This is a genomic window from Saccharothrix sp. 6-C, from assembly GCF_016695385.1.
GTDB classification, from domain to species: domain Bacteria; phylum Actinomycetota; class Actinomycetes; order Mycobacteriales; family Pseudonocardiaceae; genus Actinosynnema; species Actinosynnema texasense.
The window spans coordinates 32,329-53,991 of sequence record NZ_CP064192.1; the positions used below are offsets into that span (position 1 = coordinate 32,329).

Consider the following 21,663-nt stretch of genomic DNA (forward strand, 5'->3'; position numbering starts at 1 on the left):
TGTCCGACTCCGGGATCGAGGGCTACCGGCCGGACTGGGCAACGGCCTCGACGACGCCTGCTCGACTTCGAAGGCGAGCAGGTCGAGATCAACCACGACGAGTTCGACGACCTGTCGGTCACCTGGAACTCGGTCGACCCCACCAAGCCGGTCACCTGGGGCACCTCGGACGACCTCCGCCTGAACTGGCAGAACACCGCCCGTCCCGACCTGTCCGCGCTGCGCGGTCGCACCGTCGAGTCGGTGGAGCTCCTCGTCCGGGCAGGAGGCGACCTGGCCGGCGGCTCGATCGCGGTCGGCTTCACGCTCGGCGGCGACCACCTGCGCGTGGTCAACGCGCTCGACGAGAACGGCCTGGAGATCGGCCCGCCGAGCCCCGACTCCCACCCCGTCCCACTGACCACCTGACACCGCCGCCGTTGCGCGGACCCCGACCGACCACAACGGATCCCGGCCGACGACGACTGGCCTAAAAGATCAGGCCCCGAGCGCGTTTCCGCTGCTCAGGGCCTGATTCACCCGGCGAAAGGTGAGTGCCCCCGGCAGGATTCGAACCTGCGACACACGGTTTAGGAAACCGATGCTCTATCCCCTGAGCTACGAGGGCGCGGTGGTGAGCGTACCGGGTCGGGGGTCGGTCTTCCGGTGGCGGGGTTGTCACTCGGTGGGCCTAGGGACGTGCACCTTGGGTTAGGGGGTGGGGTCCGGCCGGTCGGCTGTCCGGGGGAAGTGGGCGACCTCATCTGTTCCGCACCGGTCCAGTGAGGTACAGAGGGGGCCATATCCCCCTCCGACGAAAGCCATCCCATGAGCAGCCGACCCTGGCCTGACTTCCGTCCCGGCCCCCTGGGCTCCGTCGGCGCGTGGTGGCGGCGGCTCCGTGCCCGCCCCAACGCCGAGCAGTACACGTTCGTCCCGGCCTCGACCTCCCACCAACACCCGTTCGAGTCGCCGCTGCCCAGCGCCGTCTACGGGCTCGACTTCCACGCCAAGATGACGATCCACTGGCGCGTGGACCTGACGACGGGCGCACGGCACAACGCGCCGCGCAGCGCGGCGGTCAACGACATCATCCACCGGGCCAAGGCGCTCACCGAGCGCGCGATGCTCGTCCACCACGCCCCGCTGCAGCACCAGCTCGGCGCGGAGCTGGCGGCGGAGCGGCAGGTCGAGGGCACGCACGTCTGGGCGCGGGCGGACGGGGTCGAGCTGACCGTGGACGAGCACGACCTGGCGATGGCGCGCAAGCACATCGAACTGCTCCAGACCACCACGATGCGCCAGGCCGAGCGGGACGCCGAACGCGCCGAGATCAAGTACCTGCGCGACGAGGTGCTGACCGACCTGTCCAGCGCCACGATCTGGTGGCTCATCCGCAACGGCTACGAGGTGGAGCAGGCGGTGAAGCTGAGCAGGCACCTGGCCGAGCTCGTCGGCATCGCCTCGCAGCGCCGCGACCAGCACTGGGCCGACACGCTGGTCACGTCCTTCGAGAGCGCCCTGCCCCGCCTGGACGACGGGCACCGCGCCGACGTCCGCCTCCACCTGGCCAAGGCGCTCGGCATCTACGGCGGCTCGACGGTCGCCGCGGAGTTCGCCGAGCAGGTCGGGCTGCCCGCACAGCTGCAACAGAACCAGAACGGCGCCAAACCCCTGACGTGATTCCCTAACCTGGTGACCGTGACCCACAACCTGACCGAGGCGCGCGGCGCGGCCGTGGCTGGCGCGTTGCGCGTCCTCGCCCGGCTCACGCCGTTCGTCGAACCCGAGTTGATCGGCCTGCGCGAGGTGGTGCGGCCCGGTGACGTGTGCGTCGACATCGGCGCCGCGCTCGGCCTCTACACCGTCTCCCTGTCCCGCCTCGTCGGTCCACAAGGGACAGTGCACAGCATCGAGCCGCTGGTGTTCGCGCACCCCGCGCTGTCCTACCTGCTGCGCCCGCGCGAGGCCCGCAACGTGGTCCGGCACTCCGTCGCGTTGGGAGTGAGCGAGGGCCGCGAGGTCATGAGCGTCCCGGTCCGGCACGGCACACCGGTCACCGGCCGCTCGTTCCTCACCTCGGGCGCGGACGGCCTCGGCTCCAACGCCGAGTTCGCCGAGCACCTCGAAGTCCTGGTGCGCTCCGACACGCTGGACCGGTTCTGCGCGGCCAACGCCATCGACCGGCTGGACTTCGTCAAGGCCGATGTGGAAGGCGCGGAACTGCGCGTGCTGCAAGGAGGTGCGGAGACGATCGAGAGGTTTCGACCGAAACTTCTCCTGGAGATCGAGGAACGGCACGTGCTGCGGTTCGGGTACCGGGCGCGCGACGTGCAGGACTGGCTGGCCGAACGCGGGTACCGGATGCACGCCTGGCACCGCAACACCTGGCGGCCGGTCGACCGGATCGACGATCGCGTGCGCAACTACCTGTTCGTGACCCGGTAGCCGTCTGGCCGGCGGGACGTCGGCCGGGCACCCGGCGGGGGGATTCGCCGGTGGGGATTCGCCGGCGGGTGATCCGCCGGTGAGGGATCGCCGGTGAGCGAAGAGCGGCTGGTCGGGCCCGGAACAGCGGAAGACCCCGGTCCCTGGGGGTGGACCGGGGTCTTCCTGTGGGCCGGTCTACTGGACGTAGACCTCAAGTTCGTAAATCGAGTATCCGTAACCAGTGGCTCGTTGGATACCCGTCATTCGTACGAATCGTGCCGCATCGGGTGGGAACGACGCAAGATCCCGGCCACCATCTCCCGCGGCAGTCGTGTAGGCGGTCCGCCACGTGCTGCCGTCGACGGACAGCTCTATGCGATACGCCTTGGCATAGGCCGCTTCCCACGACAGCACGACCCGGCCGACGGTGCGCGTCGCGCCGAGGTCGACCTGCACCCACTGCTGGTCCGACCAGTCGCTGGCCCAGCGGGTGTCCGCCTTGCCGTCCACCGCGTTCGAGGGCGGCGAGCTGTACCAGCCGCGCTCGTGGCTGCTGGCGGTCGCCGTGGCGCCGGTGGCGAGGTTCGCCAGGCTCGTGCCGCGACGGGACGGGAACTGCACGACCTGCTGGTAGGTGGGCCGGTTCTGCCAGTGCACCTTGTCGTGCGTGATGCCGCCCATGGCGCGGTGGATGATGGTGTCGGCGCACCACTGGTCGCCTGCCGCGCACGAGTCGTCGCCGGGGTAGACGGTGGTCGCCGGGGTCGCCGCCGCCGCGGTCAGCGCGTCGAGCAGCACCTGCCGGCAGGCCGCCACGTTCCCGTTGCCGCAGTAGCGGGCGCCCAGGGCGCCGTCCACGCGGTCGCCGAGCACGGCGCGCAGGTCCTTGTCGACGTAGCTCCACCAGCCGTTCTGGAACGACGAACCCTTGTGCGGAGCCGCGCCGTGGGTGTCCGACGGCGGCTCGTCGATCTGGACGGCCCGGGTGAGCTGCCCGTAGAGGGCGTCGCCGAGACCGGGCTTGAACTGCGCCTCGACCAGGCGCGGCCACCACGCGTCGAGCAACCGGATGGCGTCGGCGTGCGCGTAGGTCTTGCTGCCGCGCGAGGTCTCCTTGCGCAGCGAGCCGGCCCGGTTCCACTCGCGGAGCCTCGTCACGGTGGCGGCGAGGGCGGGATCGGCGACCGGCGCGGTGTCGATCACGCGGAGGAGGTCGGGCAGGACCTGCTCGGCGCGGAGGTCGGCGACGCCCGCTTCGGCCATGGCCTGGGTGAGGGAGGTCCGGGTGACCTTGCCGCGGGCGATGAGCGCGCGCACCCGGTCGTCCAGCAGGTCGCCGCGGTGCACCGAGCCCATGCCGTAGCCGGACGCGGAGTAGTCGAGCGACTGCTTGTTGTTCCAGCTGATGTAGTAGTCCTGGTTGACGGAGTTCGGGTGCTGCGCGAACGGCGTGTAGGCGGCCGTGTTGCGGTCGGCGTTCCAGCCCTCCCACTCGTACGCGGCTTCGGCCTTCACCGGCAGGTGCGGGTCGACGGTCGCCTTGCGCACGGGGTTCGCGCCGGAGTTGAAGTACGCGGTGTCGCGAGAGTCCACGTAGAACCAGTTGAACGCGTACCCGACGTGCTCGGCGGCGCGCTGGAAGTCGGCGGCCGACTTGATCGCGTCGGGGTCGTTGAACTCCTGGAAGCCGATGATCGAGTCGACCTCGTGCAGGTAGGTGGAGCGGAGCGAGGTGTAGGCGACGAACTTGCCGTCGACCTTGGCGCGGCTCTGCACGAGCCCGTACTTGGTGCGGTGCATGACGAGCGCGTACGAGCCGGCGGGGGTCGGGTCCGCGACGCTGGGCTTCCAGGAGTTCCTGCGCTCCAGGCGTTCCATCGGCAGGCACTGGCCGTGGTAGCGGTAGTGCGCGGAGGTGGCGGTGGCCGGTGCGCCGGAGGGCTCGCACAGCTCGACGGCGTAGGTGTCGGTGATGTCCTGCCCGGCGGACGTCGCGCTCCACGAGTAGTCCACGCCGCGACCGAGCTGCACGTACATCGACACGCCGGCGAAGGACACGCCGCGCGACCGCAGGCCCGGACCGTTCAGCTCCTGGAGCATGAGCAGCTGCGGGGCGAAGTAGCCGGTCTGCGGACCCCAGACGGCGACCGGGTTGCCGGTGTCGGTGTGCGCGCCGGACACGACCAGCGCGTTGGACATGCCGTGCTTCTTGGTCAGCAGGTCGCGCGGCAGCACGCCGTCGGCGAAGAGGCCTTCGAGCGGCTTGAGGTCCGCCGGCGTGTCCACTGTGGAGGCGCCGGTCGAGGTCTGGTCGAACACCATCGGTTCGGGTGTCACGACGCCGCCGTCCGGCAGCGCCACGCCCTGGGGCGAGGTCGGCGTCGTCCCGTACGGGAAGCGCTGCCCGTCGTGCAGGGTGAGCACCGCTTCGGGGTCGTTCTGCTCGCGGAACGAGCGCCACACCTGGTCGCCGGCGGCAGCGCCGTACTTGTTCTGGGCGGCCAGCTTGACCAGCGCGTTCTGCACCTCGCCACCGCCGCCCGCGCCGAACAGCCCGCCCACGACGGCGGCGATCGCGACCAGGTCGGTCGGCTGGAACGGCGTGATGTCGTTCCAGTTGGTGATCGCGTCGGCGTGCCCGGTCAGCACGTACTCGCCGGGGAACGTCCGGCTGTTCACGGAGGCGGTGATGTAGGCGTTGATGCCCGCGATGTAGTCCTTGACGTCCTGGAACGCCTGCGCGCCGCGCGGCCCCTGCGCCGCGACCTGGTCGATCTGCGCCTGGAGGTCGGCCTCGGTGTAGGGGATCTGGTTGTAGAAGCTCTGCTCCAGCGCCCGGTTGCCCTCGGCGCCGCCCGCGAACCCGGACAGCCGGCCGCGGCCGAGGTGGCGGAACAGGTCCATCAGCCAGAGCCGGTCCTGCGCGGCGGCGTAACCGGCGCCGAACTCGGTGCCGGACCGGGTGGTCCCGTAGATGTGCGGCATGCCGATGGCCTTGTCGCGGACGATCGTGACGTCGGCGCGCGGCTTGATCGTGCTCTCGACCTGGTCGGCCGGGACGCCGAAGGAGGCGTCGTTGAAGAACGTGCCCAGCTGCTCGTTGGTCAGGCCGCCGTAGCCGGAGACGAGCGAGTCGTAGCGGCCGAGCTGGTCGGCGGAGTGCGCGGGACGGGTGCCGAGCGCGCGGTGGGCCAGGATCTCGGTGAGGGTGGCGTTGCCGTTCTGGCCGGGCGGAAGCACGTCGTGGCACTGGCCGAGGCAGTGGTCGTCGGGGGTGAACGCGGAGGCGCCGACCTCGGCGGCGGTTCTGGTCTCGGCGGACGCGGCGGGCGCGGCGGTGGCGGTGGTGGCGCCGGTGGTGTCGGGGACGGTGGTGGCCGCGGCGGCGAGGAGTGCGACCACGGCTAGCGATCGGGCGGCTCTCCGCATGACGCGAAGCTCCTTCCAGGCAGGGATCGTGTGACGCACGTTACTGGCTGGTCATCGATTCGCGAAAGACCTTCGCGTTTGGGCTGCGCCGGACGGGTGTGGGGTCTTGACGTGGTGATGAGGTATTGGGAAAACAGTTCACATGATGCGACGTCGATCGCTGCTCACCGGTCTCGCCGGCGCGGGGGTGCTCGTTGGTCTGGGCTCCTCGCCCGCGCTCGGCTCACCCGTCCTGCCCATCCGCAGCTGCGCCGACTGGGGCGCGAGGCCGCCGTCGCAGCCGACGAGCGTTGTGAACGAACGGCCGGTGCGCATCCTCATCCACCACACCGCGTCGGCGAACGTCACCGACTACTCGCAGGCCGCGGCCTACGCCAACGCCCGGTGGATCCAGAACCTCCACATGGACACGAACGGCTGGATCGACTCCGGCCAGCACTTCACCAACAGCCGCGGCGGGTTCCTCATGGAAGGCAGGCACGGCAGCCTGGCGGCGCTGCGCGCCGGTGACCGGGTCGTGGTCGGCGCGCACTGTCCCGGCCAGAACACCGCGGCCATCGGAATCGAGAACGAAGGCCTCTACATGGACGTGGAGCCGCCCAAGTTGCAGTGGGACTCGCTGGTGTCGTTCTGCGTGTACACGTGCGAGCAGTACGGCATCCCGCCGTCGGCGATCCAGGGCCACCGGGACTACCGCGACACCCTCTGCCCGGGCGACAAGCTCTACGCCCTGCTGCCACGGCTGCGCCAGGAAGTCGCGCAGGTCCTGGGCTGACCCCGCCCATCCCCTGGCAACTGTGAACAGGCTGAACCCGCGTCCTCCCGTGGTGAGATAACGGGGAATTAACGTCAGCTTGCGTGTTCGTGCACGAGGCTGGGCGGGTACGAGCACGAAACGCCAACGCGGGGAGGCGTCGTGATCAAGGTGATGCTGGCCGATGACGAAGACCTCGTCCGGTCCGGCCTTCGCATGATCCTCAGCAGCGCAGGCGACATGGAGGTCGTGGCCGAGTGTGACGACGGGCACCTGGTGGCCGACCTGGCACGCCGGCACCGCCCGCACGTCGTGCTGCTGGACATCCGGATGCGGTCGTCCGACGGGTTGATGGCGCTGCGCAGGCTGCGCGCCATTCCCGACCCGCCGAAGATCGCCATGCTGACCACGTTCGACGTGGACGAGTACGTCTCCGAGGCGCTGCGGTTGGGCGCTTCGGGATTCCTGCTCAAGGACACCGAACCGGAACAGCTGGTGCGGGCCGTGCGCGACCTCGCCGTGGGTGGCGCGGTGCTCGACCCCGGTGTGGCGGCACGGGTGCTGGCGGCGGTCGCCGACGGCGAACGTGCGGCCGAGCCCGCCCGGCGGCTGCTCGCCTCGCTGTCCGAACGGGAGCGCGAGGTGTTGGTCCTCATCGGACAGGGCATGTCGAACGCGGAGATCGGTGGGACGCTGCACCTGTCCGAGGCGACGGTCAAGGGGTACGTGTCGTCGGTGTTGGGCAAGATCGGTGCGGTGAACCGGGTTCAGGCGGCGTTGGTGGCGTTCCGGGGCGGCCTGATCGCGTGAGTCCTAGCTTTGAACTCAACCTTCGAGCGGTGGCCGCCAGCCCTGTTCATCATGGCTGCAGCCGTGGTCGATCATCCTTCCTGCGACAGCTGGGAGATCGCCCAGAAGGACTGCGGTGATCCGTATGCCTCGCGTCGGTGACAGGCGTGCGTACGGAGAGTTGTCCGGGTCTTGGAGCAGTTTTGCGAGTATCTCACCCGCCGGGTGAGCGTGTTGTTCGAACTCGGCGACGCGGCGTTGTGTGCAGTGGCCGGTACGGTCAATCGCACGGTGTCCCTGGTGGGCGGTCATGGCAGCAGGTAAGCCGCGCTTGTGAGGTGGGATCGACATCGCACGGCTGTGAATCGCGCTGGGTACGGGGGCTTGACCCTGGGTGTTGGGCACTAGACACACTTGGACCGGCATGGTCCGGGTGGACAGGAGTCCCGTTCAGATGGTGATGAAGCACTACCCTGCGGGGTTCCGGGCGAGGCGGTCGCACTCTACCGCTCCCGCCCCGGTGTGACGATCAAGTCGGTGGCCCAGGACCTCGAGGTCAACTACGAGACACTGCGCAACTGGATCCGGCTCGACGACGCACAGCGTACCGGCCCACCGGCCGCGACCGGAACGACGTCGGCGGCCGTGGCCGCAGCACTCGCCGGAGGACGAGAATGCCGCGCTGCGCAAACGGAGCCGCGAGTCGGGAGAGGAACGCGACATCCTGCGCAAGGCGGCCAAATATCTCGCAGGGGAGACGCGCTGGTGAACCGCTTCGGGTTGGTCTCCGAAAACCGACGCCACCATGATGTGAAGCGGTTGTGTCAGGTCATCGGGCTCGCCCGGTCCAGCTACTACTATTGGAAGGCCATCACCCCCGACCGGGCTGCCCGCGCCACCGACGACGCGGACCTGGCCGTCCGTATCCGGGTGGTCCACCACGAGTCGGCCAGCACCTACGGCGTCTCGCGGATCACCGCCGAACTGCGCGACGCCGGACACCCGGTCAATCACAAGCGGGTCGCCTGGGTGATGCGCGAGATCGGTCTGGCGGGGCCGCGGACGCCGCCGGCAGCGCACCACCCTCGCCGACCCCACAGCGGCCAAGGCCCCGGGCCTGCTCGGACGTGACTTCACCGCTGACACCCGCTACGTCGGCGACATAACGCATCTGCCGATCGCCGACGGCACGTTCCCCTACCTCGCGACGGTGATGGACCTGTGCTCGCGTCGCCTGGTCGGGCTGGCCCGTCGCCGACCATATATGCGCCGAACTGGTCCTCGACGCCCTGCACGCGGCCGAGCGGACACGGAGCAGCCTGGCCGGGGCGACCTTCGACAGCGACCACGGAGCGCAATACGGTGCTCGGGCTTCGCCGACGCCTGCCGCGCCGTCGGGGTGACCCGGTCCATGGGGGCGCGGTCGGCAGCTCCGCGGCCAGCGCCGCCGCCGAAAGTGTCAACGCCTCCTTCAAACGCGAGGCCCTCCAAGGTGCCCAGAGTTGCTGCAGTGAAAGGGAAGCGCGGCTGGCGGTGTTCGGTTGGGCGCACCGCTACAACGAGAACAGCCTCACCCTGGCTCCGGCTACGCTGACCCCAGCCGCATAACCCGTGTCCAACATCCGGGGTGAAGTCCCCGTGTCGATCTCTCGCGCATCGGTATCGGATCCGGTCGAAGGTCTCGTCCGGACGGCAAAGGTCTACGCCCTCACGACCTGGACCGGCTCCCGGCCGGCAACCAGGTCGTCGCCGACCTTCAGCTACCCGGGCACGCTCGCCATCCGCCCACAACGTCCAGGACACAAGCGCCCTCATCCGGGGACAAGACTCGAACGTCAGCTTCAGTCGCATCCGCCCGGGTCGGCGAACATGTACTCTGCCGCATCGCGTTGGAAGGTCCTCGCCGCTGGCTACCGCGCCCGCCTCGTCGAGCTCTCCGCCCTCGTCCGTATCGTCGCCCTCCGGTAGTACCTCCTCTGCCGGCGAGTCTCGAGAGAGCCGCTGTCCGCTCGGCATCCTGCTCCCGCCGGGCCGGAGGTGTCGTTGTAGTCCTTGTTCGGTGCCGAGCGGCCGAGTCGCGGTCCGGTGTCCAGCACGCGAAGGATTCGGACGTTGACCGTGGCACGAGACCGGCCGTAGTGACCGCATCTCGGCAGCGCGGTCATGGTCAGGGGGGTCTTGACTTGCGGACGAGGTGTCTAGTAACCCAGACGGATTGGTGCCTTCACACGCGCCTATGTGTTCCAGTACACTCAGCTGCATGGAGCCTGACGCAGACATCACGAAGATGCCTCTCCTTGAGGAGGAAGACAAGCTTGCCCTCAAGGGCATCGTGATCAACCGTCCTGCCGGCTTCCTGCTCTTCCGTGAGAACGAGCGGACCACCGAGACGTACCTGATCATCAAGGGCCACGTGAAGGTGACTTCTGGGGGTCCGGACCGCGTGATGGCCATCCGCGGCCCTGGTGAGGTCGTCGGCGAGATGTCCGCACTCGATGGCCAGCCGCGCTCGACCGACGTGTGGGCCATGGAGGACATCCAGGTCAAGGTGATCCTGCAACGCGAGTGGATCGACTTCCTGTATAGCCGGCCTCGTGTGTTCCACGCACTGGTCCAAATGTTGAGCGCTCGCCTGCGTGAAGCCACCACCAAGCAGTCCCAGGCAAGCTGGTTCGGCATCGAGCAGCGACTCGCGAAAGGGCTGGTCGAACTGACTGCAAAACTGGGTATTGCCAGTGCGGACGGCATTGTTATCCGAGGTGTTTCGCAGCACGAACTAGCGGGTCTTATCGGGGCGAAGAAGCGTGACTCCGTATCGCCGGTTATCCGCGTATTTCGCGATCAAGGATTGCTGAGCACCAGCCGCCAGTTGTTCGTCATCCATGACCTCGGTCGCATCAAAGAGATCGCTGAGGGTGGCGCGACGGCGCTGGAAGGCGCGAAGTGAGGAACCTGTCATGCGATTCGCCGGAACAATCATCGTCCTGGGGCTCGCGCTCCGCGCGACTCCTGGGGTGCTCGGTATCCCCAGGTCGAGAGCTCTGATGAGCGCCAGCACCGCCATCACGCTGGGCGGAGTCGCCGGGTTGCTCGGAGCTTTAAGGACGCGACGGCAGCGTGCCGCTGGGTTCGAAGGCACTCGGTCGGTATGACAATCGACGAGGTCACCGTGAGTTCACACGGAACGCCAGGCGGACTGGCGAACTACTCCATCGGTCAAACCGTTCACGGTGCGGCGCTGTTCATCGACGTCCGCAAGTCCTCTCAGATCGTCGACTTCGTGGAGCGTCACCACGGTCCTGGGGCCGCCACCTCGTTGTTCATGAACTTCCTCGTGGGGGTGATGTCGACGATCGACGGCCCTGCGGTGTACGAGAGTGGCCCTAGTGGTGACGCTGTGCTCGCATTGTTTGTCGGCGAGACCTGCGCTTCTGATGCCATAGACGCAGCCCTCAGGGCCATCGAGTACCTGAGCACCGATTTCCTGAAAGCCAACCGACACCACCTGACGTGCCTGGGCAACTGCGGGGTGCGCGAGTGCCCCACCCCGTCTGCGTTCCGGGTCGGGGCCGGGGTGGACAACGGAGCGGTGACATCGGCTCGTGTCCACGTCGGCAAGCACGAAAGCGTGCAACTGGTCGGTGCGTGCATCAGCTTCGCGTCGAAACTGAGCGGCGCGGCGCCACCGAACACTGTCGCGGTCAGCACGGGAACGTTCCACCAGTTCCCCGCCTTGGCCAAGGACTACCGGTGGGAGTCCCGGGAGATGGTGGTTGGCAACAACGAACGGATGGTCATGCTTGTGGACCCGTCCAGGTAAGGGCGGTGGGAAATGTCGCTGGTATTCATCAACTACCGCGGCTCCGATGAGCCGTGGGTGGCCAACTGGTTGTGCAGTGAGTTGGCTGAGCGGCTCGGATCGGATCAGGTCTTCTTGGACAACAGGTCGATCCCGTCCGGTGAGGACTACCCCCAGGTTCTGCTGGACAGGGTGCGGTCCAGCCTGGTCCTGGTGGCTGTCATCGGGTCTGACTGGCATTCACCCACGCCCGACGGCCGGTTGATCGACAACGAGCGCGACTGGGTACGCCGTGAGATCGCCGCCGCGTTCGCCGCCGGCGTGCGTGTACTGCCCGTCCTGGTCGGTGATGTACCCGACTTCGTGCACGACGACCTGCCACCGGACATCCGCCGGTTGGCCAGGGTCCAGAGGCAGCGGATACGCCTGCGGGAAGCGCACAGGGACATCGCGCACATCGTGGCGGAGATCACCGATATTGATCCCAGATTGTCCGGACGCGTGAGACGCACGAGCCGGACCGAGATCGACCGCCTGGCTCGCAGCACCCTGCCTCTGCTGCAGCAGCACTTTGGCAATCGTGGTCGCCTTGTCGACATCGCGTGGTCCCTGTTGCGCCCCGACGAAGGACTCCGGTTCGTTGCGCCGTGCCGGTTCTCCAGGCGAACGTCAGGTTCTGCCGTCGTCCTGGTCACGAGCCGTCGGATCTGCATCGCCGACCTGGATGGTGAGCTCAAGATTCAGCAGGTGCTCACGTTCGGCGTCCAGGAGGTTGTCGACATCGAGGTCCGTCGGCGCCGCCGCGCCGGCGTCTTCCCGACTGCAGACCTTTGCCTGCAAACGGCAACAGGTGATCGTGTCCTCATCAGGGATCTGCTACGACCGCAGGTGGAGGCACTCGTCGACGTGGTGACCAACCGCGTTCAGGCCTAGTTGCCGGAGATGGCTTCCGGGGTGGTGAGGTGGGGTTCGACTTCGACGCGGTTGCGGCCGTGGCGTTTGGCGCGGTAGAGGGCCATGTCGGCGGCGGCGAAGAGGTGGTCCAGGGTGGCTGGGCCGGCGGCCACGCCGATGCTCACGGTGGGGTGGCAGGCGGTGCCCAGGACGACGGTCCAGTCGTGGTTGTCCACGGCGGCACGGATGCGTTCGGCGACGGTCGGGCCCACTTCTAGGGTGTTGCCGTCGGCGGCGCCGAGCAGGACCACGAACTCGTCGCCCGCCCAGCGGGCGACCAGGTCGGCGGCACGGCACTCGCGGCGGAGGAGTTGGGCGATCTCGCGCAGGGTGGCGTCGCCCGCGGCGTGGCCGGCGTCGTCGTTGACGCCCTTGAAGCGGTCGACGTCGACGAGGACGAGCCAGGGCATGCGGCCCCGGGCGGCGGTGCTCTCCAGCAGGCCGGCGGCGGCCCGTTCCAGGCCGAGGCGGTTGGCCAGGCCGGTGAGGGGGTCGCGGGCGGCGGCTTCCTGGGCGGCGACGGCCAGGCGTTGCGCCTGCACGGCGACGCGGCGTTGTTCGAGCGCCTGGCCGAGTCCTTCCTGGAGGGTCTCGGTGGCGGTGCGGCTCGCGGCCACCGAGCAGCGCAGCGCGGTGGCCTCGCCGACGTGGTCGCCCATCTCGGCGCAGATGTCGGCCAGGTCCAGGGAGAACCGCAGCAGCAGGGACGGGTCGTTGATGGACTCCGAGGCGGCGACCGCGCGGCTCGCCAGGGTGCGGGCCCGGACCAGGTCGCCTTGCTCCCGCCGGACCACCGCGAGGACCCAGCAGGCGACGGCGGACGCCCACTTGTCGCCGGCCCCCTCGGCTTGGCGCAGCGCCTCCTGGGCGTGCTCCTCGGCTTGGTCCAGCTCGCCGACGCCGGCCAGCGAACGGCTGTACGCGGCCAGGAGGGCGCGGCGCATGTGCTTCTCTTCGGCCAGGTCGAGGCCTTCTCTGAGGTAGCCCCGGGCTTCTTCGAAGATCGCCGGGGCGCGGTCGGGCGGTGAGGAGATCGCGCGGAAGTTCAAGGTGCCGCCCAAGCCTTGCAGGCAGTGGCCCAGGATCTCGACGGCCCCCGGTGAGCGCTCGGCGGCGCGGCGGGCCACCTGGACGGACAGGCGCAGCATGTCCACGGCGGCACGGCGGTTGCCGATGCCCTCCAGCAGGTAGGCGAGGGCGTGCATCGCCTGGGCGGCGGCCGGGTTGTCGTCGTGCTCGCCGTCGAGGTCGGTCCAGCCCTCGGCGGCCAGTTCGAGGGCCAGCGGGATGCGGCCGAGGCGCCAGGCGAGCTTGGCGCGGTCGACCAGGACGGCGGAGCGCTGCCAGCGGTCGACGCCAGGTGGCACCCGGCTCACCACCTGGTCGAACAGGGTGTTGGCCTCGGCCAGGCGGCCGGCGTTCAGCAACGCCTTGACCTCGAGGTCGAGTTGCGGGGCCTGCCCGGCTACCGGCCGATCTCGCTGCTCCACTCGTGCTGACACTCCATTCCGACTCGGCGCTGCGGTACGCGGGACCGCTCGCCGCCGGCACGGCTACCACAGGCTACCGGCCGGAACGGCGGGTGTACCGCTCCTCGTGCAGCACTGCCTCCAAGGGCAGGCGGTTGCGCCAGCCGTGCCGTTCCAGGTCCGGGGTGTCCGGCAGGCCCTCGACCGGCCCGACGCACAGCCACGCCACCGGGCGCAGGGGCTGGGGGATGTCGAGCATCCGGCGGAGCACGTCCTCCCGGTAGAAGCTGACCCAGCCGACGCCGAGGCCCTCGGCGGTGGCGGCCAGCCACAGGTTCTGGATCGCCAGGCACACCGAGTAGAGGCCGGCGTCGGCGATGGCGTGCCGGCCGAGCACGGCGGGCGAGCCGCGGTCGGGGTCGTAGGTGACGACCACGCCGACCGTGGACTCCATGATCCCCTCGACCTTGATCCGGGCGAACAGCTCGGCCTGCCGGGGGTCCAGCTCGGAGGCGAAGACGCTGCGCTCGGCGTGGACGTGGTCGCGGAACGCGCGGCGGGTGTGCTCGTCGCGCACGAGGATGAAGTCCCACGGCTGGGACAGGCCCACGCTGGGCGCGGCGTGCGCTGCGCTGAGCACCCGGCGCAGCACGTCCGGCGGGATCGGGGCGCCGGTGAACTCGCCCCTGGTGTCCCTCCGGCGGTGCAGGACGTCGTAGAAGCTCATTCGGACGATCGTGCCTCACGCCTTCCGGTGAACCTGACCGGAAGGGGGTGGCGTGCGTCTCAGCCGGGCGTTGAATGGCCGGTCATGGTCGGAACGGTGCACGGGTCCGCGCTGGGTTTCGCGGGTGGAGTGGTGGTGACCGCGCTGGCGGGGAGCTGGCCGGTGTTCGCCCTGCTCCTGCTGGTCGTGGTGGTGGTCGTGGTCTCGTGGTGGACGACGGTGTTCGGCGCGGCGTTGACCGCGGTGCAGTGCTGGGGCCTGTACGGGAGCTTCGTGGTCGGTGACGAGGGCCACCTGGTGGCGGACTGGCCGGCGTTGGCGGTGCTGGCGGTGGCGGGCACGGTGTCGCTCAGCGGGCTGGTGCGGGACCGGTCCGCGTCCCTGGTGGATCCCACGACCGGTTGACCTTCACCCTGGGTGAAGCCGCACGGTGGTCCTGGTCGGGCCGGGCGGCCCGGCCGGGGGAGGGGTCGTGGAGCTGCTGACGATCGGCGCGTTCGCACGGGCGGTCCGGCTGTCGCCGAAGGCGTTGCGGCTCTACGACGAGCTGGGGCTGCTGACGCCCGCCCGGGTGGACCCGCTGTCGGGGTACCGGCTGTACTCGCCGGACCAGGTCGAGCGGGCTCGGCTGGTGGCGTGGTTGCGCCGGCTCGGGATGCCGCTGGCCCGCATCCGAGGGGTGTGCGAGCTGGCGCCGGCGGACGCCGCGGCCGAGGTGCGCGCCTACTGGGCGCAGGTCGAGGCCGACATCGCGGCCCGCCGGGGCCTCGCCTCCTCCCTCGTGGAGCGACTCACCGGGAAGGACACCACCACCATGACGCTCGCGCTTCGCTACGCGCTGAGGACCGACCAGGGGCTCGTCCGCGAGTCGAACCAGGACGTCGGCTACGCGGGGAAGCGGCTGCTGGCCGTGGCCGACGGGTTCGGCGCGCGGGGGGAACCGCTCAGCTCGATGGCCATCGACACGCTCGCCGCGCTGGACACCGCCATCCCGGCCGGCGAGCTGCTCAACGCGTTGGCGGACGCCGTGCGGCAGGCGGGCACGGCGGTGCGGGAGTACCTGTCGGCCAACCCCGCCGACGAGTGCAGCGGCACGACGTTGACCGCGTTGGTGCTGTCCGGGTCGCGGCTGGGCCTGGTGCACGTCGGCGACGCGCGGGTCTACCTGCTGCGCGGCGGCCGGCTGTTCCGCATCACGCACGACCACACGGCCGTGCAGTCGTTGATCGCGGAGGGCCGGCTGACCGAGGAGGAGGCGGTCAGCCACCCGCAGCGGTCGCTGCTGGTGCGCGCCCTGCACGGCGAGGCGGTGGAGCCGGACCTGGCGCTGCACGACGCCCTGCCCGGTGACCGGTACCTGCTGTGCTCCGACGGCCTGCACACCGTGGTGCCGGAGGAGGAGCTGCGGCGGGTGCTGGTGTCGGAGGACGAGCCGGAGGAGGCCACGCGGCGGTTGGTCGGGCTGGCCAACGCCGGCGGCGGGCCGGACAACGTGGTGTGCGTGGTCGCGGACGTGGTGCCGGGCTAGCCGATCGGTCCCTGGGTCTCGCCGTCCGGGGACGCCCGCCACTGGTCGAACGGCCGGTCCAGGCGCCACTCCGCACCGTCGTGGGTCAGGACCCGGTGCTCGCAGGTCTCCAGGTTCGACAGGGACTCGAACAGCTCGATGCTCCACCCGAACAGCCGGCGGCACAGCAGCCGGATGGTGAGGCCGTGCGAGACGACCAGCGCCGTGGCCGGGTGGGCCGGGTCCCGCATCCGGGTCTCCAGGTCGGTCAGGAACGCGGCCAGGCGGTCGTCCACGTCCGCGCCGGACTCGCCGTTGGGCAGCCGGAAGAAGAAGTGGCCGAACGCGTGCCGCTGGTGCTTGAGCACCTCCTGCCGCACCGGGTCCTGGAGGTTGCCCCAGTCCTGCTCGCGCAACCTCGGCTCGGCCACCGTGCGCTCCACCTGGTGGCCGAGTTCGAGGTTGCGCAAGGTGGCCCTGGTCCGCACGTACGGGCTGACGTAGACCGCCGCCGGGTCGCCGTCGAGGAGGTCCTTGATCCGCGGCCCGGCGTCGCGGGCCTGTTGTTCGCCCAGCCCGGTCAGCGGCAGGGCGTGGTCGGGGACGCGGCAGTAGGCCAGCTCGTCGACGTTGCCCAGGCTCTGCCCGTGGCGCAGCAGGATGATCCGCACCACCCCATGGTGCCGGTGTTACATTCGCAGGCGAAACCGGACGGAAGGTGTCACATGGTCAAGTACGTCGCCCTGTACCGGAAACCGGCCGACGTCGAGGCGTTCGACGAGGCCTACTTCACGTCCCACCTGCCGTTGGTGGAGAAGACACCGGGTCTGCTGCGGGCCGAGGTGGCGAAGGTGACCCGCGTCTTCGTGCCCGGTTTCCTCGGCGAGCACGAGCTGCACATCGTGGCCGAGATGCACTTCGAGTCCGCCGAGGCCATGAAAGCGGCCTTCGGGTCGCCGGAGTGGCACGCCGCGGGCGCGAACCTGTCCGAGATCGGCGGCGTCGAGCTGGTGGCGATGTTCGCCGCGGAGGTCGTGGACCGGTGATCGCGGTGGTGATCGGCGGCGGCACGATGGGCGCCGGAGTCGCCCACCTGCTCCTGGCCGGCGGGCACGACGTGGTGCTGGTGGAGGCGGGCGCGGACCGGGCGGCGGCGGCGCGGCGCGCGGTGGAGGCGTCGCTGGCCAAGGCCGCCGACCGCGGCAAGCTGGCCGTGCCGCCCGCCGAGCTGCTGGCGCGCCTGACCGTGGCCGAACGGCTCGACACCGGGGTCGGACGCGGCGCGGCGCTCGTGGTCGAGGCCGTGCCGGAGGACCTCGGGCTGAAGCGGCAGGTGCTCGGCGACGCGGCCCGCGCCTGCCCGGACGCGGTGCTGGCGTCGAACACGTCGTCCTTGTCGATCTCGGCGCTGGCCGAGGGGCTGCCGGGCGAGCGGGTGCTGGGGATGCACTTCTTCAACCCCGTGCCCGTGCAGCAGCTCGTCGAGCTGGTGCACCACCCCGGGGTCGCCGCCGACGTGGTGGCGCGGGTCCGCGGCTGGGCCGAGGAGCTGGGCAAGACCGTGATCGAGGTGCGGGACGCGCCGGGGTTCGCCACGTCGCGGCTCGGGGTGGCGGTCGGCATGGAAGCGATCCGGATGCTCGAAGAGGGCGTCGCCTCCGCCGAGGACGTCGACACCGGGATGCGGCTCGGGTACGGGTGGCCCATGGGTCCGCTGCGGCTGACCGACCTGGTCGGGCTGGACGTGCGGCTGGCGATCGCCGAGCACCTCGCGGCCGAGCTGGGCCCGCGCTTCGAGCCGCCGTCGCTGCTGCGGGAGAAGGTCGCGGCGGGTCAGCTCGGCCGCAAGACCGGTCAGGGGTTCTTCACCTGGTAAGGAGGACGCGTGCGGATCCGTGAGCTGACCCCGGACGACGTCGGCGAGGCCGACCGGCTGCGCCGGGTCGCGTTCGGCGGCATCGGCGAGCCGTCGTTGCGTCCCGGTCGGCGAGGCCTGCTGGCCGAGGTGGACGGCCACGTGGCGGGCCTGCTCACGATCAAGGACTTCCACCAGTTCTGGGGCGGCTCGACCGTGCCGATGGGCGGCGTCGGCGGCCTGGCCGTCGACCCCTGGGCGCGGGGGCGCGGGGTGGCCGGCGCGCTGCTCGACGCGGCGTTGCGGGACATGCGGGAACGCGGCCAGGTGGTGTCCGCGCTGTACGCGACCGTGCCCGCGGTGCACCGGTCGCGCGGGTGGGAGCGGTCCGGCGTGTTCGAGTGGCTGGAGTTCCCGCTGGACCGGATGCCCGCCGGCGCGCGCGTGGCCACCCGGCCCCTGGTGGCGGGCGACGTCCCCGCGGTGCGGGCGTGCTACCTGGACGTCGCGTCCACCGTGGACGGGCTCGTGGACCGCAGCCCGCCGACCATCGCCGCCGACGACCTGCTGGACGAGGCCGTGGTGTCGGTGGTGCCCGGCCACGACGGCGAGGTGCGCGGGTACCTGGCGGCCGAGCGCGACGCCGGCGGGCTGCGGGTCCACGACCTCATCGGCCGGGACGTGACGACGCAGCTCGGGCTGCTGCGGGAGCTGGGCGGCTGGGCCGGCGTGCTCGACCGGGCGCGGCTGCTGGTCACCGACCCGGCCGTGACCGGCCTGCTGACCAACCAGGCGGTCGAGCACACCGTGACCACGTCCGCGTGGCTGCTGCGGGTGGTCGACCTGCCGTCGGCGGTGGCGGCGCGCGGCTGGCCGGCGGCGGCGTGGCTCAAACCCGCCGCCGTGGACCTCGACGTGGTCGACGAGCACGCGCCGTGGCACGCGGGACGTCGCCGCCTGGTGGTGGAGGACGGGTCGGTGCGCGTCGAGGCGGGCGGCGACGGGGCCGTGCGGCTGCACGCGCGTGCGCTCGGGCCGTGGTTCAGCGGGATGCAGAACAGCCACGCGTTGCGCCGGGCCGGGCTGCTCGACGGTGACGGCGCGCTGCTCGACCGGCTGGTCGGCGCGCCCGGCGTGCCGCGACTGGCGGATTACTTCTGACTGCTCCTAACCTGGCCAGCCGTGCTGCTCGCCGCGTTGGAACTGGTCGGGATCGCTGCGTTCGCCGCCTCCGGGGCGGTCGCGGCGGTGGGCGCGCGGCTGGACGTGTTCGGGGTCATCGTGCTGGGGCTGACCACGGCGCTGGGCGGCGGGATCATCCGGGACGTGCTGCTCGGCGTGCACCCCCCGGCGGCGTTGGTGAGCTGGCCGTACCTGGCGGTCGCCGGCGTCACCGGACTGGTGGTCTTCTGGTTTCACCCGACCGTGGCGAAGCTGTGGCGGGCGGTCCTGCTGCTCGACGCGGTCGGGCTCGGCCTGTTCGTCACCGCGGGCACCACGACGGCGCTCGCGCTCGGCGCGCCGCCCTACGCGGCGTGCCTGGTCGGGATGACCACCGGCATCGGCGGCGGCGCGCTGCGCGACGTGCTGCTGCGGGAGATCCCGCTGGTCCTGCGCCGGGAGATCTACGCGGTCGCGGCGTTGTGCGGGGCGGTGGTGGTGGCGTTCGGCGACTACCTCGAGCTGCCCGCCGTGCCGGTGACGCTGGTCGGGTCGGTGGTCATCGTCGGCTTGCGGCTGCTGGCGCTGTGGCGGCACTGGAACGCCCCGGTGGCCCGCAGCGGTCCGGAAACTTGACGGCAGGCTCACACCGGCTTCTCAGGCGGCTCTCAGGACCAGCGGCAAGACTGACCACATGCGCATCCTCGTTGTCGACGACGACCGGGCCGTGCGTGAGTCGCTCCGTCGCTCACTGCAGTTCAACGGCTACCAGGTGGACCTTGCCGGCGACGGCCAGCAGGCCCTCGAGTCCGTCGTCTCCCAGCGCCCCGACGCCATGGTGCTGGACGTGATGATGCCCCGGCTCGACGGGTTGGAGGTGTGCCGCCGGCTGCGCAGCACCGGCGACGACCTGCCCATCCTCGTGCTCACCGCCCGTGACGCGGTGTCCGACCGGGTCTCCGGGCTCGACGCGGGCGCCGACGACTACCTGCCCAAGCCGTTCGCGCTGGAGGAGCTGCTGGCCCGGCTGCGCGCGCTGCTGCGCCGAGCGGCGTCCGACGCCGAGGAGCCGGCGGGCGCGGTGCTGCGGTTCGCGGACCTGGAACTCGACCCGGGCACCCGGGACGTGCGGCGCGGCGAACGGCCGATCAGCCTCACCCGGACCGAGTTCGCCCTGCTGGAGCTGTTCCTGGCGCACCCGAAGCAGGTGCTCACCCGCGGCCGGATCCTGGAGGACGTCTGGGGCTACGACTTCCCCACCTCGGGCAACGCGCTGGAGGTCTACGTCGGCTACCTGCGCCGCAAGACCGAGGCCGAAGGCGAGACCAGGCTGCTGCACACCGTGCGCGGCGTCGGCTACGTGCTGCGGGAGACCCCTCCGTGATCGGTGCCGCCAACGGGCGGCTCCAGCGGGTGTCGCTGCGGGCCCGGGTGACCCTGCTGGCCGCGTTCTGCGTGGCCGGAGCCGTCGCCGTCGTGTCGCTCGGCGCGTACATGACGGTGAGCCAGAACCTGCACGACCAGATGGACGAGAACCTGCGGCAGCGCGCCCAGGCCGCGGTGAACGCGCCGAAGGTCAACAACGACGTCACCGAGATCCCCGGCGCGTTCCTCGCCGCGGGCGACATCCGGATCGGCGTGCTCGACGTGACCGGGCAGATCCTCTACCCGAAGGGCACGGTCGCGCCGCCGACCCAGCCCGCGGACCTGGACGTGGCGCGCGGGTCGCGGCTGGAGAACATCTGGACCGACCTGCGCACCGACTTCCGGGTGATCGCGGTGCCGTACGGCGACGGCCAGGCCATGCTGATCGCGCAGTCCACCAAGCCGTTGAACGTCACGCTGGGCAAGCTGTCCGTGGTCCTGTTCGTGATCAGCGGGCTGGGCGTGCTGGTCGCGGCGGTGGCCGGGACGGCGGTGGCGCGGACCGGCCTGCGGCCCGTGCAGCGGTTGACCGAAGCCACCGAGCGGGTCGCGTTGACCGGCGACCTGCGGCCGATCCCCGTGTCGGGTGACGACGAGCTGGCGCTGCTGTCGCAGCGGTTCAACGCGATGCTGGGCGCGGTGGCCGACTCGCAGGAGCGGCAGCGGCGGCTGGTCGCGGACGCGGGGCACGAGCTGCGGACGCCGTTGACGTCCATGCGCACCAACCTGGAGCTGCTGCTGGCCTCGGAGCGGCCGGACGCGCCCACGTTGTCCGACGAGGACAAGGCGGAGATCAACGCCGACGTGCGGGCGCAGCTCGACGAGCTGACGACGTTGATCGGCGACCTGGTGGAGCTGGCCCGTGAGGACGCGCCGCAGGTCGTGCACGAGCCGGTGGACCTGGTCGAGGTGGTGGAGCGCGCGTTGGACCGCGCCAAGCGCCGTGCGACCGACGTGGACTTCGTGGTGGAAGTGCAGCCGTGGTCGTTGCTGGGCGATTCGAGCGCGCTGGAACGCGCCGTGCTGAACCTGCTGGACAACGCGGTGAAGTTCAGCCCGGCGCGCGGCGTGGTCCGGCTGTCGCTCAAGCAGCTGGGTGACGGCAGCGCCGTGGTGGAGGTGGCCGACTCGGGCCCCGGCATCGCCGACGGCGACCTGCCGCACGTCTTCGAGCGCTTCTACCGCTCGTCCGAGGCCCGCACCCTGCCCGGCTCGGGCCTGGGCCTGGCCATCGTCAAGCAGGTGGCCGAACGCCACGGCGGCCTGGCCTACGTGGGCCGCGCCCCGGAGGGCGGCGCCATGTTCACCATCCGCCTCCCCGGCCGCCCCGCCCCCGTCCCCCACCACTGACCACGCGAGAGTCCAACGCCCACGCCGCGTGAGTC

20 protein-coding genes, 1 tRNA gene and 1 pseudogene are annotated in these 21,663 nt (G+C 70.7%); 17 read left to right on the plus strand and 5 right to left on the minus strand.

Annotation, left to right across the window (positions count from 1 at the left end; genetic code table 11):
• The first annotated feature begins 243 nt into the window (after nucleotides 1-243).
• The gene (locus IOD16_RS00155; RefSeq protein WP_201438427.1) at nucleotides 244-408 is read left to right on the plus strand and encodes a hypothetical protein; all 165 of its coding nucleotides are present in this window, start codon (nucleotides 244-246) and stop codon (nucleotides 406-408) included.
• A gap of 126 nt (nucleotides 409-534) precedes the next feature.
• On the opposite strand, the gene IOD16_RS00160 is transcribed toward IOD16_RS00155, so the two are convergent.
• A tRNA-Arg gene (locus IOD16_RS00160) sits at nucleotides 535-607 on the minus strand.
• Between the two features lie 200 nt (nucleotides 608-807).
• Between IOD16_RS00160 and IOD16_RS00165 the strand changes: the two genes are divergently transcribed.
• Both IOD16_RS00165 and IOD16_RS00170 read left to right on the plus strand, forming a co-directional pair.
• Nucleotides 808-1,662: a hypothetical protein gene (locus tag IOD16_RS00165; RefSeq protein ID WP_201438428.1), complete on the plus strand. Its 855-nt coding sequence runs from the start codon at nucleotides 808-810 to the stop codon at nucleotides 1,660-1,662.
• Between the two features lie 18 nt (nucleotides 1,663-1,680).
• Nucleotides 1,681-2,427: an FkbM family methyltransferase gene (locus IOD16_RS00170; RefSeq protein ID WP_201438429.1), complete on the plus strand. Its 747-nt coding sequence runs from the start codon at nucleotides 1,681-1,683 to the stop codon at nucleotides 2,425-2,427.
• 177 nt (nucleotides 2,428-2,604) lie between these two features.
• Here IOD16_RS00170 and IOD16_RS00175 read toward each other — a convergent pair whose 3' ends face one another.
• Nucleotides 2,605-5,838, minus strand: a complete 3,234-nt coding sequence (locus IOD16_RS00175; RefSeq protein WP_201438430.1) for a penicillin acylase family protein — start codon at nucleotides 5,836-5,838, stop codon at nucleotides 2,605-2,607.
• A gap of 142 nt (nucleotides 5,839-5,980) precedes the next feature.
• Here IOD16_RS00175 and IOD16_RS00180 point away from each other — a divergent pair, with 142 nt between their 5' ends.
• From IOD16_RS00180 to IOD16_RS00205, 6 genes and pseudogenes are all read left to right on the plus strand, one after another.
• A complete protein-coding gene (locus IOD16_RS00180) occupies nucleotides 5,981-6,613 on the plus strand; it encodes a peptidoglycan recognition protein family protein (RefSeq protein ID WP_123744238.1) in 633 nt (210 codons plus the stop codon).
• A 141-nt stretch (nucleotides 6,614-6,754) separates the two neighbouring features.
• Nucleotides 6,755-7,402, plus strand: coding sequence for a response regulator (locus tag IOD16_RS00185; RefSeq protein ID WP_053719266.1), 648 nt, complete (start codon nucleotides 6,755-6,757; stop codon nucleotides 7,400-7,402).
• A 433-nt stretch (nucleotides 7,403-7,835) separates the two neighbouring features.
• Nucleotides 7,836-9,012 (plus strand): annotated as a pseudogene (locus tag IOD16_RS41365) (IS3 family transposase).
• Between the two features lie 629 nt (nucleotides 9,013-9,641).
• Nucleotides 9,642-10,328: a Crp/Fnr family transcriptional regulator gene (locus IOD16_RS00195; RefSeq protein ID WP_201438431.1), complete on the plus strand. Its 687-nt coding sequence runs from the start codon at nucleotides 9,642-9,644 to the stop codon at nucleotides 10,326-10,328.
• Between the two features lie 201 nt (nucleotides 10,329-10,529).
• Nucleotides 10,530-11,201 carry a hypothetical protein gene (locus IOD16_RS00200; RefSeq protein WP_201438432.1) on the plus strand — a complete coding sequence of 224 codons (672 nt, stop codon included), beginning with the start codon at nucleotides 10,530-10,532 and terminating at the stop codon, nucleotides 11,199-11,201.
• A gap of 12 nt (nucleotides 11,202-11,213) precedes the next feature.
• Nucleotides 11,214-12,113, plus strand: a complete 900-nt coding sequence (locus IOD16_RS00205; protein WP_201438433.1) for a toll/interleukin-1 receptor domain-containing protein — start codon at nucleotides 11,214-11,216, stop codon at nucleotides 12,111-12,113.
• Here IOD16_RS00205 and IOD16_RS00210 read toward each other — a convergent pair.
• Both IOD16_RS00210 and bluB read right to left on the minus strand, forming a co-directional pair.
• Entirely contained in the window at nucleotides 12,110-13,624 is a 1,515-nt protein-coding gene (locus IOD16_RS00210; protein WP_201438434.1) for a GGDEF domain-containing protein, read from the minus strand. The two genes, IOD16_RS00205 and IOD16_RS00210, sit on opposite strands and share 4 nt — an antisense overlap.
• 73 nt (nucleotides 13,625-13,697) lie before the next feature.
• Entirely contained in the window at nucleotides 13,698-14,330 is a 633-nt protein-coding gene (gene bluB / locus IOD16_RS00215; RefSeq protein WP_201438435.1) for a 5,6-dimethylbenzimidazole synthase, read from the minus strand.
• Between the two features lie 84 nt (nucleotides 14,331-14,414).
• On the opposite strand from bluB, the gene IOD16_RS00220 reads away from it, so the two are divergent.
• The gene (locus tag IOD16_RS00220) at nucleotides 14,415-14,735 is read left to right on the plus strand and encodes a hypothetical protein (RefSeq protein WP_123744235.1); all 321 of its coding nucleotides are present in this window, start codon (nucleotides 14,415-14,417) and stop codon (nucleotides 14,733-14,735) included.
• 67 nt (nucleotides 14,736-14,802) lie between these two features.
• Nucleotides 14,803-15,858: a MerR family transcriptional regulator gene (locus tag IOD16_RS00225; RefSeq protein ID WP_201438436.1), complete on the plus strand. Its 1,056-nt coding sequence runs from the start codon at nucleotides 14,803-14,805 to the stop codon at nucleotides 15,856-15,858.
• Here the strand turns inward: IOD16_RS00225 and IOD16_RS00230 are convergent.
• On the minus strand, nucleotides 15,855-16,508 hold the full coding sequence (locus tag IOD16_RS00230; protein WP_201438437.1) for a histidine phosphatase family protein: 654 nt from the start codon (nucleotides 16,506-16,508) through the stop codon (nucleotides 15,855-15,857). The two genes, IOD16_RS00225 and IOD16_RS00230, sit on opposite strands and share 4 nt — an antisense overlap.
• A gap of 54 nt (nucleotides 16,509-16,562) precedes the next feature.
• Between IOD16_RS00230 and IOD16_RS00235 the strand changes: the two genes are divergently transcribed.
• Genes IOD16_RS00235 through IOD16_RS00260 form a run of 6 tightly spaced genes read left to right on the plus strand, consistent with a single transcriptional unit; the run spans nucleotide 16,563 to nucleotide 21,628 of the window.
• Nucleotides 16,563-16,883, plus strand: coding sequence for an EthD family reductase (locus IOD16_RS00235; protein WP_123744233.1), 321 nt, complete (start codon nucleotides 16,563-16,565; stop codon nucleotides 16,881-16,883).
• Nucleotides 16,880-17,713, plus strand: a complete 834-nt coding sequence (locus IOD16_RS00240) for a 3-hydroxyacyl-CoA dehydrogenase family protein (RefSeq protein WP_201438438.1) — start codon at nucleotides 16,880-16,882, stop codon at nucleotides 17,711-17,713. Before IOD16_RS00235 ends, IOD16_RS00240 begins: the two co-directional genes overlap by 4 nt.
• A 9-nt stretch (nucleotides 17,714-17,722) precedes the next feature.
• Entirely contained in the window at nucleotides 17,723-18,853 is a 1,131-nt protein-coding gene (locus IOD16_RS00245; RefSeq protein WP_201438439.1) for a GNAT family N-acetyltransferase, read from the plus strand.
• A gap of 21 nt (nucleotides 18,854-18,874) precedes the next feature.
• Entirely contained in the window at nucleotides 18,875-19,489 is a 615-nt protein-coding gene (locus IOD16_RS00250; protein WP_201438440.1) for a trimeric intracellular cation channel family protein, read from the plus strand.
• Between the two features lie 58 nt (nucleotides 19,490-19,547).
• Nucleotides 19,548-20,237 carry a response regulator transcription factor gene (locus IOD16_RS00255; protein ID WP_123744229.1) on the plus strand — a complete coding sequence of 230 codons (690 nt, stop codon included), beginning with the start codon at nucleotides 19,548-19,550 and terminating at the stop codon, nucleotides 20,235-20,237.
• The gene (locus tag IOD16_RS00260; RefSeq protein WP_123744228.1) at nucleotides 20,234-21,628 is read left to right on the plus strand and encodes a sensor histidine kinase; all 1,395 of its coding nucleotides are present in this window, start codon (nucleotides 20,234-20,236) and stop codon (nucleotides 21,626-21,628) included. The genes IOD16_RS00255 and IOD16_RS00260 overlap by 4 nt, the downstream gene beginning before the upstream one ends.
• The last annotated feature ends 35 nt before the right edge of the window (nucleotides 21,629-21,663 follow it).